Source organism: Janthinobacterium aestuarii (assembly GCF_046113285.1).
GTDB lineage: Bacteria > Pseudomonadota > Gammaproteobacteria > Burkholderiales > Burkholderiaceae_D > Janthinobacterium.
Window position 1 is genome coordinate 4,826,270 of the sequence record NZ_CP142524.1, and the last position, 15,544, is coordinate 4,841,813.

Sequence of the window (15,544 nt, forward strand, 5' to 3'; positions counted from 1 at the left end):
CTCAGACCTCGACGATGGCCTTGATGACGCCCGCCTCGGGCTGCATCCAGCGATCGAGCACGCCCGTAAATTCGTCGAGCGTGGTGCGGTGGGTATTGAGCAGTGCCGTTGGCACGAGTCCCGCCTGCATGGCCGCCACCACGTCCTCGAAATCGTCGACGGTGGCATTGCGGCTGCCCAGCAAGGTCGTTTCGCGCTTGTGGAATTCAGGGTCGGAAAAGGACAGGCGGTCGCGCACGATCGATACCAGCACATAGGAGCCGCCGTGGGCGACGAAATCGAGGCCCCGCTCCATGGCGGCGATATTGCCGGTGGCGTCAAACACCACGTCGAAGAATTCGCCGCCTGTGGCGTCCGACAGCAGCTCCTTGTCGCCGTCGCCCAGCTGCACCGTGCGGGCGATGCCCAGCGCGTCGCGGCAAAATCGCAGGCGGTCGGCGCGGCCGTCGAGCACCGTCACGTCGGCGCCCTTCAACGATGCGAACAGCATCACGGCCATGCCGATCGGGCCGGCGCCCACCACCAGCACGCGCTTGGCCGCATCGACCGCGCCGCGCTTGACGGCATGCGCGCCGATGGCGAGAAATTCGATCATGGCCGCGTCATCGAGCGAGATGCCTTCCGTCTTGAAGACGAAGCGCTCGGGCAGCGCCAGGTATTCGGTCATGCCGCCGTCGCGGTGCACGCCCAGCACTTCGATGCGGGTGCAGCAGTTGGTCTTGCCCTGGCGGCAGGCCACGCAAGTACCGCAGGACAGGTAGGGCATCACGTAGACCTGGTCGCCCACGGCCAGGCGCGAGCCGGCCGGCGCGCCGTGGATATGGCCGGACAATTCATGGCCCATCACGCGCGGATAGTTGAGGAAAGGCTGGGTGCCGCGGAAGATGTGCATGTCGGTGCCGCAGATGCCGACGCGGCGTATGCGCAGCAGCACTTCGCCCTCGGCGGGCACGGGCACGGGGCGCTGCTCCATGCGCAAACTGCCGGGCGTATCGCAAACGATGCTTTTCATCATGGTCGTCTCTCTCGCCGTCCGGATCTTGCCGGCGGCATATTATATTTAACGTACAAACCAACTGTGAAAAAATCCGTCTGCGCGGATTGTCTTTCCAGCCCTGCCAGTGGTGCGTCTTGCTGCTCCGCACAACGATCATGCCGTTATGCCGCCTGGCCCGAACCTGTTTGTTTTGCTGCTACCGTCATTCGGTTTTATAAATATACCGTACAAAAAAATGAAGGTCAACGGATTCTTTTTCCGATTTTTTCAGGCCCTCTGCTACATTCCTGCTTGACCCTGACGTAACGTCAGGCACCATCGTGGTAGCACGCACTGAAGACAAGGAGAAGACGATGCTGCTGAAAATCGGTGAACTGGCCAGGCTAACGGGCCTGACCATCCGCACCTTGCACCACTACGACAGCATCGGCCTGCTCTCGCCTTCGGCGCGCACGCAAGCCGGCTACCGCCTGTACCAGCACAGCGACATGGACCGGCTGCACCGGATCATGGCGCTGCGCAAGTTCGGGCTGTCGCTGGCCGATATCGCCAATGCCCTCGCCGGCCCGGACCTGCCTTTGCATTCCATCGTGGCGCGGCAAATCGCCATGCTGGAGCGCCAGATCGCGCAGGCTTCCACCCTGCGCGAGCGCCTGCGCACCCTGCAGGCACAACTGGCGCAGGGACAGGCACCGGAACTGGCCGAGTGGCTTACCACTATGGAGTTGATGACCATGTACGACAAATACTTTACCCAAGAAGAACTGCAGCAATTGCCGCTGCTCTCCGATACGGCCGTGGAACAGGAATGGAAGGCGCTGGTGGCCAGAGTGCGCGCCCTGCAGGCGACGGGCGCCGGCCCCGGCGACGCGCCAGCGCAGGCGCTGGCCACGGAATGGATGGTCAAGCTGGTGCGCGACACGGGCGCCCACCCTGGCCTGTTCGCGCGCCTGAACGACATGCATGCGCAGGAGCCATCAATGCAGGCCACGACCAGCATCGATGCGGAACTGATGCAGTTCATCCTCGCCGCCTTCAACGCCTCGCGCATGGCGCTGTACAAGCCTTTCCTCGATGAGCAGGAATATGCGTATTTACTCGCCAACTACGGCAAGCGCTCGGGCGAGTGGCCGGCCCTGATTGCCGCCGTGCGCGCCGCCATCGATGCGCGCACGCCGCCCACCGACCCGGCCGTGCTGCAGCTGGCGCGGCAGTGGCTGGACCTGTTCCGTTCGTATGCGGGCACGGACCCGGCCACGCAGCTGAAATTCCGCCAGGCGCACCAGCAGGAACCGCGTCTGATGGAAGGCAGCTTCGTCGACGGGGCCATGGTGCAATACCTGGGCGCGGCAATGGCCGTGGTGGCGCAGGAAAAACAAGCGTAAAAGTTGGCGTGCGGCATTTCCAGGCGGTGGCCATGTAGAATCGGCCATCGCCAATCACAGGAAAATCCGATGCGCCGCTTTTTGTTGATATGTCTGACCCTGCCCGCCCTGAATTTCGCCATGGCGGCCGAGCCGCCCGTGCAAGGGGTGTGGCAGGGCACTCTGGGCAAGGCCAGTATCGTCGCCTGCTTCAACCAGCCCAGTCCCACGCAAGGATCTGACCGCAGCGGCAATTACTACTACACGCGCTACAAGACACCGATCATGCTGTCCATGGCGAACGGCAAGAGCGACTGGAGCGAGTCCGACGCCAAGGGCGATACGACGGGCACGTGGCGCCTGGGTGCGCCGCAAGGCGGCAAGCTCACCGGCACCTGGACCGATCCGAAAAGCGGCAAGACCCTGCCCTTGACCTTGACCCTGCTGGAAGCGGCGGGCGACCGCGAACACCCGTCCTGCGCCAGCGACGCCTACAACCTGGCGCTGGAAGACTTTCCCAACACCAAGGTCAGTAAACCCATCGCCTTCGAAGGCAAGCAATACCGCAACCTGCAAGTGGGCGACACCATCACCGTGGAACTGATGGCGCCCGGCGACGGCATCGCAAAAATCAATGCGCAGCTGCGCGCCGTGCTGGCGAAGAACAAGAAAGACCTGGCCGATTTCTATGCCACGCGCCGCGAATACCTGGGCCGCAACGGTTTCACGACGGAGGACGAAGTGTATGCGGAGCCCACCTACTGGTCGCCGCGCTGGGTGACGATCAAATTCTACCGCTGGGCGGCCGGCTATGGCGCCAATGGCATCTCCATCAAGTTTCGCACCTGGGACGTGAAGACGGGCCAGGAAACGGACGTGTGGAACTGGTTTGGCGCCAGCGCCAGCGATGGCGACGACAAGGCCGAATTGCCGGACCGATTGCGCCAGGCCCTGTTCAAGGGTGTGACAATCGACGCCGAATGCAAGGGCACGGATTACGACGGCCACGGCCGCTTCCACCTGTCCTTGAAGCCGGAAGGCGTATCGTTCTGGGAAGACTCGAACGGCAGCGGCTGCGAAAACGATTTTTTACTGCCCTACAGCAAGGTCGGCCCCTTCCTCACCGTCAAGGGCCGCGCCGCGCTCAGCGATCTGCTGCCGAAGAACTAGGCGCGACCGCCTCTGCCACCATCTCCGCCGTCGCGGCCGCCAGGGTCCAGCCCAGGTGGCCGTGGCCCGTGTTGTAATACACGCCCGGTGCCTTGCCTGGCCCCACTTTCGGCAGCATGGCCGGCAGCATGGGGCGCAAACCGGCCCACGGCACGACCTTGCGGGTATTCACACCAGGAAAACACTGCTCGACCCACTGCAGCAGCGGGCGGATGCGGTCGGCGCGAATGTCGTCATTGAAGCCATTGAATTCCGCCGTACCCGCCACTCTGAGCCGGTCTTCGCCCAGGCGGCTGCTGACCAACTTGGTCGCATCGTCGAGCAGGCTGACGCACGGCGCCGCGGCGCGGCTGGCGCCGTCATCGAGCTGCACGGTAATCGAATAGCCTTTCACGGGATACACATTCACATGGTCGCCCAGCATGGCCGCCATGGCGCGGCTGGCCGTGCCCGCGCAGATGACGACGGCGTCGAACACGGCGCTGTCTTCGTCCATGGAGACACGCACTTTGCCGTGCTCGCGCGCCAGCGCGGTGACCTGTGCACCATAGCGGCAGGCCACGCCCAGGCGCACGCAGGCGTCGGCCAGGCCGCTGGTGAATTTGTGGATGTCGCCCGTGGAATCGCTGTCCGTGTAGTAACCGCCGTAAAAGTCACCGTGCAAGGCAGGTTCGATGGCGCGCATTTCCAGCAAGCTCACGGCGCGCCGCTGCAAGCCCCCTTGCGCCAGCAGGCGCGACACGCCGGCCGCCCGCTCGAAGCCGCGCCGGTCGCGGTACACGTGCAGGATGCCGGCGCGGCGGTGATCGAACGCTATCTTCTCTTCTTCCGCCCAGGCAAACAGATGTGCGCGCGCGGCAATCGCCATGCGCGCCGTGGCGATGGTGTTGCGCTCGTAATCCGGCATGGCGGCGAGAAACTCGGCAAACCAGCTCAGCTTGTGCCAGCCGGGAGTCGGATTGAGCAGCAGCGGCGCATCGCGCCGCGTCATCCATTTCAGCGCGTTCCATATCGTCGCCTTGTGGTTCCACACTTCCGCGTGCGAGGCCGACAATTGCCCCCCATTCGCATACGACGTTTCCATGGCGGCATAGCGGTGGCGCTCGATCAAGGTGACAGCGACGCCCCGTTTCGCCAGCGCGTACGCCGTGGTGACGCCCGTGATGCCGCCGCCGATGACGGCCACCGTGCGGCTCATGGCGACCCTACCTTCTGCACGACGGTATCGCCCGCCTGCAGCACGCGGCCATCCTCGGCCAGCACGTCGATGCGGCGCACTGGCAAGCCTGAACCGCGCTGCAGCAGGGTGGAATGGGCCTCGCCTGGTTCAAACAATTGCGCCTCGCTCCACTGGCGCAAGCCGACGACGACGGGAAACAGGGCCAGGCCCTTGGGCGTGAGCACATATTCCTGGTAGGCCGTGCCGTCCGAGGCGGGCGCGACCGTAAAGATGCCCTCTTCCACCAGGGTATGCAGGCGGTCGGCCAGGATGTTCTTTGCCACGCCCAGGCTTTTCTGGAACTCCCCGAACCGGCGCATGCCGTCGAAGGCGTCGCGCACGATCAAGAGCGACCAGCGCTCGCCGATCGCGTCGAGCGCGCGCGCCACGGGACAGGGGTCAGTTTTCAGGCTCTTGCGCTTGGCCACGGAGTCTCTCCTTGATTGAGTGGTTGCATTTTAAAACTAATCACCGTAGACTCCAACTGGTTTTAATTTGCAACCACTTATAGGCAAGCCCATGCGCGACACGACCACCCCCATCACGGCAGCACTTCCTTCCCCTCTCGTCTGGCTGTTTGCCTGTGCGGCCGGCCTCAGCGTGGCCAATGTGTATTACGCCCAGCCTTTACTCGCCACCCTGGCGCACGAGTTCGGCATGACGGAAGCCGCCAGCGGCATGGTCATCACGGCCACGCAGCTCGGCTGCGCGCTGGCCCTGCTGCTGCTGGTTCCCTTGGGCGACATGCTGAACCGGCGCCGACTGACCCTGTTCCAGCTGGGCTTGCTTGCCGTCTCGCTGGCGGCGCTGGGCTGCGCCCGTTCCACGGCAGCCTTGCTGGGCGGCATGCTGCTGGTGGGCTTGCTGGGCACGGCCATGACGCAAGGCCTGATCGCCTATGCGGCCAGCGCGGCGGCCAGCCATGAGCGGGGCAAGGTCGTCGGCATGGCGCAGGGCGGCGTGGTGATCGGCTTGCTGCTGGCGCGTACCCTGTCCGGCGTGGTGGCGGACCTGGCAGACTGGCGCGCCATGTATTTTGTGTCGGCGGCCATCGCCTGCGCCCTGCTGATGCTGCTGTGGCGCAAGCTGCCGCCGGTGCAGCCATCCGATCACAAGCTGGCCTACGGCGCCCTGCTCACCTCGATGGCAGACATGCTGCTGCACAACAAGGTGCTGCGCGTGCGCGGCATGCTGGCCCTGCTGATGTTTGCGGTCTTCAATATCTTCTGGAGCGCGCTCGTATTGCCCTTGACGGCGCAAGGCTATGGCCATGCGGCCATCGGCGCCTTCGGGTTAGTGGGCGTGATCGGTGCGCTGGGCGCGGCGCGTGCGGGGGCGCTGGCCGACAATGGCCGCGCGCAGTGGACGACGGGCGCGGCCCTGCTGTTGCTGCTGGCCGCATGGCTGCCGCTCAGTTTTGCCGGCGCGGCCCTGTGGCCCTTGATCGTCGGCATCATCGCGCTGGACCTGGCGGGCCAGGCCATCCACGTGACGAACCAGAGCCTGATTTTCAAGCAGGACAGCGACGCGCACAGCCGCCTGGTGGCGTGCTACATGCTGTTTTATGCGGTGGGAAGCGGACTCGGTGCGATTGCCGCCACCAGCGTGTATGCGCTGGCGGGCTGGCATGGGGTATGCGCGCTGGGCGCGGCGGTCAGCTTGCTCGCCCTGCTGTTCTGGCGGCTGACCTTGCCTGCTGAAAAAGCTTAGTTCAGCATGGCCGCGGCGGAACCGTGGCGATACGTCTTCAGTGCATCGGGCTGGATCTGGATCAGCGAACCGCTGACTTTAATCAGGTGCAAGTCCGTCAGCTGGTGCAGCACGCGCGACAGGGTGGCGGGCGCCAGGTTCAAAAACGATGCCAATAAGCTTTTCTTCAGGTCCAGCTTGACTTCGTTCGAACGCTGCTGGTCCGATGCCTGCAACAGATACTCGACCACGCGCTGGGTGGCGTTCTGCACGGAGCAGCGTTCCACGTTGCGAATGAAGCCCATCAGGTGATGCGACAGGCTGTTCATCATCTGACGCGCGATGCGGGGCGACTGGTCCAGCAGGCGCAGCAGCGCATGCGGCGGGATGCGCAGCAGCAAACAATGTTCGAGCGCTTCGGCGCAGAACGGGTATGGTTCATCGAGGAAAATCATGGCTTCGCCGAAGCTCTGGCCCGGGCGGATCAATTCCAGGACCTTGTCCGTCCCTTCCATGGAAAACACGCTGAGCTTGACGAGGCCGAAGACCACCACGTAGGCGCCTTCCGCCACTTCGCCCTTGCGGAACAACACTTTGCCTTTTTCCACTTCGACACGCACGACATCCTGGCGCAATTGCTCTAATTGCGAAGGGGAAATATGGCGGAACAGAGCCTGGCTCGACAGCAAGCCATCGACGTTGACCTTATGCATGACACTCTCTTATTAGATTAGCGAATGACTAAGAGTGTAATGCGCAGGCACGGTCAAGGCCATACGTCAAAGGAACTAGGGTTGTCTAGGCCGGAACGCCATGCAGATCAAACAATCGCGCATTCCTTGTGGCTTTTTGGCACGGTATTTGCGCTTTGCTTGATCTTTATTTACCGAGTTCGCGCTCGACCGCATACACGGCGATCTGCACGCGGCTGCTGAGCTTAAGCTTTTTGAGGATGTTTTGCACGTGGATTTTCACCGTGCTTTCGGCCACGTCCAGCTGGCGCGCGATTTCCTTGTTGCTCAGCCCTTGTGCCAGGCAGGCCATGGCTTCGCGTTCGCGCGGCGTCAATTTGTCGTAGTCGGCCTGGGGCGCGTTCTGCCCCGCGCGGAACTGTGACACGAGCTTGGCCGTCATGGCGTCGGCAATCACGGATTCGCCGGCGGCGGCGCGGCAGATGGCCTGCCCCAGCTGCTCGGCTTCTATATTTTTCAGCAAATAGCCACGTGCACCCGCGCGCAGGGCCGCGCCCAGGTCGGCCGCGTTTTCCGACACGGTCAGCATCAGCACGACCATCTGCGGCATGTCCTGCAAGATCAGCTGCAGCGCCTCGACGCCCGTCACGCCGGGCATGTTCAAGTCCATCAGCACCACGTCGGGCTGCAGTTCGGCCGTCAGGCGCACGCCGTCGAGCCCGTTCGATGCCTCGCCCACCACCTGGAATTGAGGATTGCGCTGCAGCAGCAGCTTGACGCCGCTGCGCAGCAAGGTGTGGTCGTCGACCAGCAGGATTTTGATTGGTGCGTTCACTATGTTTGTTTCTTTAGCCTGATAAATAGCGGGAATAGATTCGGAATCATCTGTTACGCGGCCTGGCGCCGCGCCGCCGGCAAGGCCAGCGAGATCGTCGTGCCGCCGCCGGGCGTGCTGTCGATGGCAAATTGCGCACCGAGCCGCTCGGCCCGCTCCTGCATGATACGCAAGCCGATCTGCAATTCCGTTTTCTTGTCGCGCAGGTTGGCGGCAAAGCCTTCGCCATCGTCGCGCACCTGCAGCGCAAAATCGCGCCCGTTTTCCACGCGCAGCGCCACATTGCTCGCCTGCGCATGCTTGCGGATATTCGACAGCGCTTCCTGCACGATGAACAGGATCTGCAACTGCTGCTCTGGCGCCAGCGGCGCGCCATTGCCGCTCATCTCCAGGGTGCCGGCGACACCCGTCTGCAGCTCGAACTTGGCCAGTACTTCGCTGAGTTTGCTTTCGAGGTCGCTGCCATGCCAGCGCGTGCGGAAATTGACGAGCAATTCGCGCACGTCCTGGTAGCTCTGCTCGACGCCCATGCGCATCAGCGGCAGCACTTCGGCCGCCTCGTCGAGCTGGCCCCGGCGCACGGAATCGTCGAGCATCTGCACTTGCAGGCTGATGAAGTTCAGGCTTTGCGCGATGCTGTCGTGCAAGCCCTCGGCCAGCAGGCTGCGTTCGCGCGCCACGGCAAATTCCTTTTCGCGCGCGATCAGGCGCTGGTTCTCGATGGCGATGCCCAGGCTCTGGCCCAGCGTCTCCAGCCAGCCCTGCTGCTGCGCCTGCACGGCTTGCGGCTGCGCAAAGTGCAGCGAAAAGCTGCCCACCACCTGGTCGCGCGCGAGGATGGGAAAGACGGCGATGGCGATAAAGCCTTCGTCCTGGCAACGGTAGCGCTGCAGCGCTTCGACCTGGCGGAAATCGCGGATCTGGATCACGCCCTGCGCCACGGCCGCGCCGCACAGGCAATCGTTGTTGCGGATGCAATGTTCCTCTTCCACCATCGCGTCGGAAATGCCTTCGTGCACGATGATATGCACGGTATCGTGCTGCGGATCGAGGATGCGCACGGTACCGCCTTCGGCTTGCGCGAACTGCATCACGTGGCGCAGGAAGCCGCGGCACAGCGCATCGATGGCGTGCTGTCCCGCCAGCAAGGTGGAAATGTCATGCAGGGTGGCCAGCTGGCGCTCCTGCGCGGCGCTCAGGCCCGATGCGGCTTGCGCCAGGCGGCGCTGGCGCCAGCGCGACGCTGGAAGTTGTTTGCGGGAAGGTTGACTGCGCGGCGCATGCATGAAGAACTCGAATCTGAAAAGTGGTGCGCCCGGCGAACGCTGCGGCCTGCCGGGCAGGTAAAGGTTACAAACGGATCTCGGTACCGAGCAGCTTGACGAACTGCGCCAGCCAGGCCGGATGGGCGGGCCAGGCGGGCGCGGTGACGAACTGGCCATCGGTGACGGCGTCCGTGACGGCGATGTCGGCATATGTGCCGCCCGCCAGTTTCACTTCCGGCGCGCAGGCGGGATAGGCGGAAATGCGCTTGCCGCGGATGACGTCGGCGGCGGCCAGCAATTGCGCGCCGTGGCAGACGGCGGCGACGGGCTTGCCCGCCTCGGCGAAATGGCGCACGGCGGCGATGACTTTGTCGTTCAGGCGCAGGTATTCGGGCGCGCGGCCGCCGGCGATCATCACGGCGTCATAGTCGGCCGGGTCGATCTCGTCGAAGCTGGCGTTCAAGGTGAACAGGTGGCCCGGCTTTTCCGTGTAGGTCTGGTCGCCCTCGAAATCGTGGATGGCCGTCTTGATCGTCTCGCCGCTCTTCTTGCCGGGACAGACGGCATGCACGGCATGGCCGAGCATCAGCAGGGCCTGGAACGGCACCATCGTTTCATAATCTTCTGCAAAATCGCCGGTCAAAAACAGAATTTTCTTCGCTGCCATTTAGTTCTCCTATGAAAGATTGATTCCGCAAGACGTATCTTAGCGCGACTTGGTAGCCATACTGGATATTTATCAAACTTTTGCGCCTTGATCGAGGATTTTACAGGCTGAGGCAGAATTTTTTACAGGCTCGCCGGTCAAATCAGGTACACCTCCTTGAAAGGCCGGGCCATGGACAGCAGCACAAACAGCGGCGGCAGCACGCTGATACGTATCTTCGACCATTTCCCCGATGCGGAGCGCGCCCGCATCCGCTTGCTGGCCGAAGGCTTTCCTCCTCACGCCGTGCAACTGGACGCGGGCGACGACGAGGCCGGCCCCGTGCAGGGCAATTTTACGGTCGGCAACCGCGACACCATGACCAGCCGGCTGGAACGCGCGATCAACGCCCTGTTCGGCGGCGACAACCATATGTACCGGCGTAACTACGGCAAGACGGCGTTTCGCGGCATGGTGCGCCTCATCGTCGCCGTCCGCGATCCGCAGGAGCAGGAACGCGCGCACGCCATCGTGCAGGCATGCAATGGCTGCGACATCGAACAGCGCACGGCCAGCCACGCGGGCAGCCGGCGCGCCGATGCAGGCACACCGGCGCTGGCGGGCTGACGCCCTCCCCTGCACGGCGAAATTATGGCAAGATCACCGTTCCTTCATTCCACAGCGGAAATTGCCATGATTTTTGAAATTGCCCACATCCAGATCAAATCGGCCACGCATGAAGCCTTCGAAGCGGCTGTAGCGAAAGCCGTCCCCCTGTTCCAGCGCGCGCGCGGCTGCGAATCGATGCGCCTGGAGCGCTCGATCGAAAACGGCGACGCCTACCGCCTGGTGGTCGGCTGGACGACCCTGGAAGACCATACCGTGCATTTCCGCGGCAGCGACGACTTCCAGGCCTGGCGCGGCCTGGTGGGCGAATTCTTTGCCGCCCCGCCCCAGGTCGAGCACATGAACACGGTGGTGACGGGGTTTTAAGCCGGGGGTTGCACACGGCACGCCGTCTGCCCGCCCAGCTTGTCGGCGAGTTTGTCGGCGAGTTTATCGGCGGACGTGGCCGCGAAGTTGTCCGCGCAGTTGTCCGCGCAGTTGTTCGATTACGCGCGGCTTTGCCGCGCCTCGGCGGCCCCGCTAATCCGACCTACGCCACGCATAGGCGCCTGGGCGCAGCTTAGACGGCAGGATGATGGAACACCTGCCGCAGATACGCGAGGAAGGTTTCATCCTTGCACAGGGTCTTGCCCGGGGAATCCGACAATTTCGCCACGGACTGGCCATTGCAGCGCACCAGTTTCATGACGATGTTGAGCGGCGTCAGACCGACGTCGTTGGTGAGATTGGTACCGATGCCAAAGCCCGTCATGATGCGGTCGGCGAAGTGCTGGTACAGGGCAAACGCCTTGTCCAGGTCCAGGCCGTCGGAAAACACGAGGCGCTTGGTGTTGGCGTCGATGCGCAGGGCCGCATAGTGGGCCAGCGCCTTCTCGCCCCACTCGACGGGGTCGCCCGAATCGTGGCGCAAGCCGTCGAACAGCTTGGCGAAATACAGGTCGAAGTCGGCCAAAAAGGCATCCATGCCGACCACGTCCGTCAGGGCGATGCCCAGGTCGCCGCGGTATTCCTGCACCCAGTCTTCCAGTGCCGCCTTTTGAAAGTCGCGCAGGCGCACGCCGAAGGACTGGAACGACTGCATGTATTCATGCGCCATGGTGCCGATCGGCACGATGCCGAGCTTTTTCGCCAGGTAGACATTCGACGTGCCCTTGAAGTATTCGGGCACTTCGCGCGCCAGCCGTTGCACCACCTCGTCATGCCAGGCACCGGAAAAACGCCGGCGCACGCCGAAATCGGAAAATTCAAACGGATGCTTGCGCCTCGGCAGCTTGCCGAATTCCTTGACGGCCGCCACTTTCAAGCCCAGGCGGTGGCGCCCTTCGCGCATGGCCGCATCGAGGTCGAAGCGGCGGAAATACAGTTCGTTGATAATGTACAGCACGAAAATCTCGAAACCCATCACGTGCACTTGCGGCCCGGCCGCATGCACGATCAGGGTGTCGCCGTCCGTGCTGACGTCGATGAATTTTCTCTGGAAGCGGAACACCGTCAAAAAATCGACGAAATCGCTCTTCATGAAACGCAAGGTGCGCAAATAGGCCAGCTCGTCGTCGGCAAACGACATCGAACACAGGTGGTCGAGCTGTTCTTCCAGCTCGCCCTTCAGTTCGGCCAGGGGAAAGGCAGTGGCGTTGCGGCAGACAAATTCGTATTCGGTATGGGTATTCGGATGACCGTGCAGCAAGGCTTGCCACATTGTAAATTTATACAGATCGGTTTCCAGCAAACTGCGCACTATCGGGGTCATGTGTGTTTTCTCCAACTTCCTGAAGCCAGAATAGTACGCCACCGCAAGCATTTCAGCAGGGTTCGCTTGCAGGAAAGCATCAATCGCCTGCGTTGGCCAGCAATTCAGGCACGACCTCGGTGGATGTGGCCAGCCGCGCGCCGCGCTCATGCATGGCGGCAAGGAAGTCGCGCTGCTGCGCGGCAAAGCCCGTGACGGGGCTCATGCAGTCCGTCAGCAAGACCAGGCGCGACAGGGCCCCCTTGCCTTGCTGCGCTTCCAGGTAATCGGCGATGTGCTCGGTGCTGGCTTTGACACAATGGCTGCCCGCTTCGCCGCAGATGTAGAGTTGCTGCGCCGGCAGCAAGGTGTCGAGGAATGCACGGTTGAGCTGGGTGGCTGCATCCTGCGCATCGGGCACTTCCGCCATGACGGCCGAGTAATGCTCGGTCCACGGATTGGAACCCTTGCTCAGCTTGGCCACCACTTGCAAGTTGGCCACTTCCCAGGCGTTGTAGGCGGCGCGCACGGCCGCGTGGATATTCTGGCCCCAGCTGCCGATCTCGCAGTGCACGGGCCACACCATCAGCTGGTAGCGTCCCGCCTGCTGCAAGGCATCGAGGTAAGCCAGCGCGCGCGGCAAGGCGCCGCTGGCGGCGGGCAGGAACAGGCGGTCGCGCACTTGCTGGGCGCTGATCTGCGTAAACGGCGGCACGGCGCCGCCATCGCCCGTGCGCCAGAAGGCGGGGTGGGCGATGTCGTAGCGGTGGTGGGCGTCAAGCGTTACGCTGATCTGCGTCAAGCCGCCGCCCCCTTCGCGGATCAGCTGCGCTACGCGCAGCATGTCGGCGTGGGCGCCGGGCACGGCCAAGGCCGGTGCCGCATCGGGCGGCAGCCAGGTAGCGGGCAAGTCGCAAAAATCGTTTTGCGGGTCGATGACGAGCAAGTGCAGCTGGCGTTTCATGGCGGTCCTCGTGCGTGGCAGGAAGTTGCATGATAATGGCAACATCGCCATCACGCCAATCCGGAGACCGCCATGCACCTTGTCAATCGCAATAACTTGCGTCCGAACAAGTTACTCAACAGCAAATGGACCGCCGTCACGCCCGTCAACAAGGAAAAACATTTTCTCGTCATCAAGCTGTGCGCCCCGGCCACGCCGGATGAACCGGCCACGCACGTGGAACTGGAAGCCGTGCATTCGGGCCGCGTGCACATCCTGCCCTGGCGCGCGCTGCAGGATACCGCGCAGTGGCATCAGGGGTGGAAGACATAGCGGCGCTGGCGCCGCTCGACCAGTTTGACGGCCGCCTCGCCCGCTTCCGCCATGGCATCGGCTTCCGTTGTAAACTGATGGTCGGCCGACACCCGGCGCTTTTTCACCAGGTTCACCCGGTGCATGGGGTTGGGCGAAGGGGCATAGATGGCGACGTACGCGCCCCATAACTTGCAGCCCCGCAAGCGCTCTGCCGTGTAATTCACCTCATAAAAATCAACATACTTTATCGGCACGATGTGCGCTCCAAAAATGACATGGCCGGACAGCTTGTCTCTACGGACTGACGCGGTGAGGGTAAAACCATGCGCTCGCGATTGCTCAGGATACTCAATTCAGCTCTCTTTTTATCACGCGGCACAGGAGAAAAAGGATGAATGACTACATCATCTTCATGCATGACGACACGGAAACACCGATGGACGTCGCCACGTCCGCCTGGGAAGACTACTTCGCCATGCTCAGGGCCAGTGGCCGCTTCTGCGGTGGCAGCTCCATCGGGCCCGGCATCTGCGTGCACCGCTCAGGCCAGGCCAGAGCGGTCACGCCACACTTGTCAGGCTATCTACGTGTGCAAGCTGAAAGTATAGACGATGCAAAAAAAATGTTGATCGGAAACCCCGTACTGAACGCAGGGGGCACGGTGGAAATCCGCGCGCTGCCGCGCGACTGACGCGGCATGGCGGGCGGCTATTTTCCTGCCTCGGCGGCGGGATGCATGGACCAGACGACGCTGAGGATTTTCCAGTCGCCGTCGCGCTTGACCATCTGCCACGCTTCCACGCCATAGTTCGACAATTTGCCACCGACGAGGAATTCGTAGTCGAAGTTGACCCACGCCACATGGCGGTCCTGGGTGATCTTGACGTTGTAGAATTTTTCTTCCGTGCGCTGCGGTTCGCGCTTGATGAAGTTGGCGAAAGCGGCGTAGCCACCCGCCCCGACGCCGTCGAAGTGGACGTCCGTCGTGTCGCGCATGTTCTTGATGAAAGCATCGTCGGCCGGCGAGGCGAACAGGATATTCGTGTGCAGCATCAGCGACGACAGCAGCTTGACATCCTTGGCGATCAGGGCCGCCTGGAAGTCGGCGACGACTTGCTCGATGGCGCGGAGATCCTCGGGCGTGGCGGCGTGGCGGCCCACGTGGGGCGGCGCAGGCGGTGCGGCGGGCGCGGTCTGCGCCAGCGCCATGCCTGCCGAAAACAGGGAACAGCCGAACAGTATTGCGCTTGCCAACTTGTGCATGAGGGACTTTCATGGCGAACGGCTCGCCGGCCTGGCACGGGGCGTGCCGCCGGCAAGCTTATGTCAACCATGGCAGATTGGCAATCCCTCTTTGGAACTACGGCGGAGTAGACTCAGGCAGCCAGCGCTGCGATCGAGGCGCGGCCCTTGGCGATCGCGCTGGCGACGGCATCCTCGCCCATGGCCACGCCTTCCGCTTGCACGAACTCGATGTCGGTGATGCCGATGAAGCCCAGCGCCGTGCGCAGATAGGTGCTCAGGTAGTCATACGCGGCGCCCGGGCCTTCGCTGTAGACACCGCCGCTGGCCGTAAAAATATATGCTTTCTTGCCCGTGGCCAGGCCGACGGGGCCCGTTGCCGTGTACTGGAAAGTGCGGCCCGCGCGCGCCACGTGGTCGATCCACGCCTTCAGGGTCGATGGCACGGAAAAATTGTACATGGGCGCGGCCAGCACCAGCACGTCGGCGGCCAGCAATTCGTCGACCAGGGTATCGGACAATTGCACGGCCGCTGCCGCCTGGGCGCTGCGCTGGTCGGCCGGCGTGAAGAAGGCGCCCATCACCTCTTCCGTCAGGTGCGGCACCGGTTGCGCGGACAGGTCGCGCTCGACGACACTGGCGCCTTGCGCGGCCAGTTTCGCGACGAATTCGCCGGACAATTGACGCGACAGGGAACCGCTGTTGCGCACGCTGCTATTGATGTATAAAACCTTGCTCATGAAGTGCTCCTGGGAAAACGGGTGACGGGATGGGCCGCATCGCAGCCCTTGCATACAGCATAGTTCGGGTC

19 protein-coding genes are annotated in these 15,544 nt (G+C 63.1%); 7 read left to right on the top strand and 12 right to left on the bottom strand.

All coding sequences use genetic code 11. The features are described 5' to 3' along the window. Window position 1 precedes the first annotated feature (1 nt). Window positions 2-1,012, bottom strand: coding sequence for a zinc-binding alcohol dehydrogenase family protein (locus OX462_RS21725; protein ID WP_409028772.1), 1,011 nt, complete (start codon window positions 1,010-1,012; stop codon window positions 2-4). A gap of 338 nt (window positions 1,013-1,350) precedes the next feature. On the opposite strand from OX462_RS21725, the gene OX462_RS21730 reads away from it, so the two are divergent. Together OX462_RS21730 and OX462_RS21735 are read left to right on the top strand one after the other, a co-directional pair. Next, complete coding sequence (locus OX462_RS21730; protein ID WP_409028773.1) at window positions 1,351-2,382, top strand: MerR family transcriptional regulator; 1,032 nt, start codon at window positions 1,351-1,353, stop codon at window positions 2,380-2,382. Window positions 2,383-2,451: 69 nt separating this feature from the next. Further along, window positions 2,452-3,531, top strand: coding sequence for a hypothetical protein (locus OX462_RS21735; RefSeq protein WP_409027027.1), 1,080 nt, complete (start codon window positions 2,452-2,454; stop codon window positions 3,529-3,531). Here the strand turns inward: OX462_RS21735 and OX462_RS21740 are convergent. Next, complete coding sequence (locus OX462_RS21740; protein ID WP_409027028.1) at window positions 3,506-4,729, bottom strand: D-amino acid dehydrogenase; 1,224 nt, start codon at window positions 4,727-4,729, stop codon at window positions 3,506-3,508. The two genes, OX462_RS21735 and OX462_RS21740, sit on opposite strands and share 26 nt — an antisense overlap. Further along, entirely contained in the window at window positions 4,726-5,178 is a 453-nt protein-coding gene (locus OX462_RS21745; RefSeq protein ID WP_070221798.1) for a winged helix-turn-helix transcriptional regulator, read from the bottom strand. Before OX462_RS21745 ends, OX462_RS21740 begins: the two co-directional genes overlap by 4 nt. A 91-nt stretch (window positions 5,179-5,269) precedes the next feature. On the opposite strand from OX462_RS21745, the gene OX462_RS21750 reads away from it, so the two are divergent. Next, a complete protein-coding gene (locus OX462_RS21750; protein ID WP_409027029.1) occupies window positions 5,270-6,460 on the top strand; it encodes an MFS transporter in 1,191 nt (396 codons plus the stop codon). On the opposite strand, the gene OX462_RS21755 is transcribed toward OX462_RS21750, so the two are convergent. From OX462_RS21755 to OX462_RS21770, 4 genes are all read right to left on the bottom strand, one after another. Then, window positions 6,457-7,152 carry a Crp/Fnr family transcriptional regulator gene (locus OX462_RS21755; RefSeq protein WP_070221800.1) on the bottom strand — a complete coding sequence of 232 codons (696 nt, stop codon included), beginning with the start codon at window positions 7,150-7,152 and terminating at the stop codon, window positions 6,457-6,459. The two genes, OX462_RS21750 and OX462_RS21755, sit on opposite strands and share 4 nt — an antisense overlap. A 166-nt stretch (window positions 7,153-7,318) precedes the next feature. Then, window positions 7,319-7,966: a response regulator gene (locus tag OX462_RS21760; protein WP_175445255.1), complete on the bottom strand. Its 648-nt coding sequence runs from the start codon at window positions 7,964-7,966 to the stop codon at window positions 7,319-7,321. A 53-nt stretch (window positions 7,967-8,019) separates the two neighbouring features. Next, window positions 8,020-9,252, bottom strand: a complete 1,233-nt coding sequence (locus OX462_RS21765) for a GAF domain-containing sensor histidine kinase (RefSeq protein ID WP_070221801.1) — start codon at window positions 9,250-9,252, stop codon at window positions 8,020-8,022. 64 nt (window positions 9,253-9,316) lie between these two features. After that, window positions 9,317-9,898: a DJ-1/PfpI family protein gene (locus OX462_RS21770; protein ID WP_070221802.1), complete on the bottom strand. Its 582-nt coding sequence runs from the start codon at window positions 9,896-9,898 to the stop codon at window positions 9,317-9,319. Window positions 9,899-10,069: 171 nt separating this feature from the next. Here OX462_RS21770 and OX462_RS21775 point away from each other — a divergent pair, with 171 nt between their 5' ends. Together OX462_RS21775 and OX462_RS21780 are read left to right on the top strand one after the other, a co-directional pair. After that, complete coding sequence (locus tag OX462_RS21775; RefSeq protein ID WP_070221803.1) at window positions 10,070-10,504, top strand: hypothetical protein; 435 nt, start codon at window positions 10,070-10,072, stop codon at window positions 10,502-10,504. Between the two features lie 66 nt (window positions 10,505-10,570). Next, a complete protein-coding gene (locus tag OX462_RS21780; protein ID WP_070221804.1) occupies window positions 10,571-10,870 on the top strand; it encodes an antibiotic biosynthesis monooxygenase family protein in 300 nt (99 codons plus the stop codon). A gap of 193 nt (window positions 10,871-11,063) precedes the next feature. On the opposite strand, the gene pncB is transcribed toward OX462_RS21780, so the two are convergent. Beyond that, window positions 11,064-12,254 (bottom strand): nicotinate phosphoribosyltransferase, encoded by a 1,191-nt coding sequence (gene pncB / locus OX462_RS21785; RefSeq protein ID WP_070221805.1) that lies wholly within the window; start codon window positions 12,252-12,254, stop codon window positions 11,064-11,066. 79 nt (window positions 12,255-12,333) lie between these two features. Next, a complete protein-coding gene (locus OX462_RS21790; protein WP_070292110.1) occupies window positions 12,334-13,197 on the bottom strand; it encodes a cysteine hydrolase family protein in 864 nt (287 codons plus the stop codon). Between the two features lie 72 nt (window positions 13,198-13,269). Here OX462_RS21790 and OX462_RS21795 point away from each other — a divergent pair, with 72 nt between their 5' ends. Further along, window positions 13,270-13,509, top strand: a complete 240-nt coding sequence (locus tag OX462_RS21795; protein WP_070221807.1) for a TIGR02450 family Trp-rich protein — start codon at window positions 13,270-13,272, stop codon at window positions 13,507-13,509. On the opposite strand, the gene OX462_RS21800 is transcribed toward OX462_RS21795, so the two are convergent. Then, the gene (locus OX462_RS21800) at window positions 13,491-13,715 is read right to left on the bottom strand and encodes a hypothetical protein (RefSeq protein WP_257218104.1); all 225 of its coding nucleotides are present in this window, start codon (window positions 13,713-13,715) and stop codon (window positions 13,491-13,493) included. The genes OX462_RS21795 and OX462_RS21800 overlap by 19 nt on opposite strands. 167 nt (window positions 13,716-13,882) lie before the next feature. Between OX462_RS21800 and OX462_RS21805 the strand changes: the two genes are divergently transcribed. After that, a complete protein-coding gene (locus OX462_RS21805) occupies window positions 13,883-14,182 on the top strand; it encodes a hypothetical protein (RefSeq protein WP_409027030.1) in 300 nt (99 codons plus the stop codon). 17 nt (window positions 14,183-14,199) lie between these two features. Here the strand turns inward: OX462_RS21805 and OX462_RS21810 are convergent, their stop codons facing one another. Then, window positions 14,200-14,754, bottom strand: coding sequence for a nuclear transport factor 2 family protein (locus OX462_RS21810; protein ID WP_409027031.1), 555 nt, complete (start codon window positions 14,752-14,754; stop codon window positions 14,200-14,202). A 113-nt stretch (window positions 14,755-14,867) separates the two neighbouring features. Beyond that, window positions 14,868-15,473 carry an FMN-dependent NADH-azoreductase gene (locus tag OX462_RS21815; protein WP_409027032.1) on the bottom strand — a complete coding sequence of 202 codons (606 nt, stop codon included), beginning with the start codon at window positions 15,471-15,473 and terminating at the stop codon, window positions 14,868-14,870. Between the last annotated feature and the right edge of the window lie 71 nt (window positions 15,474-15,544).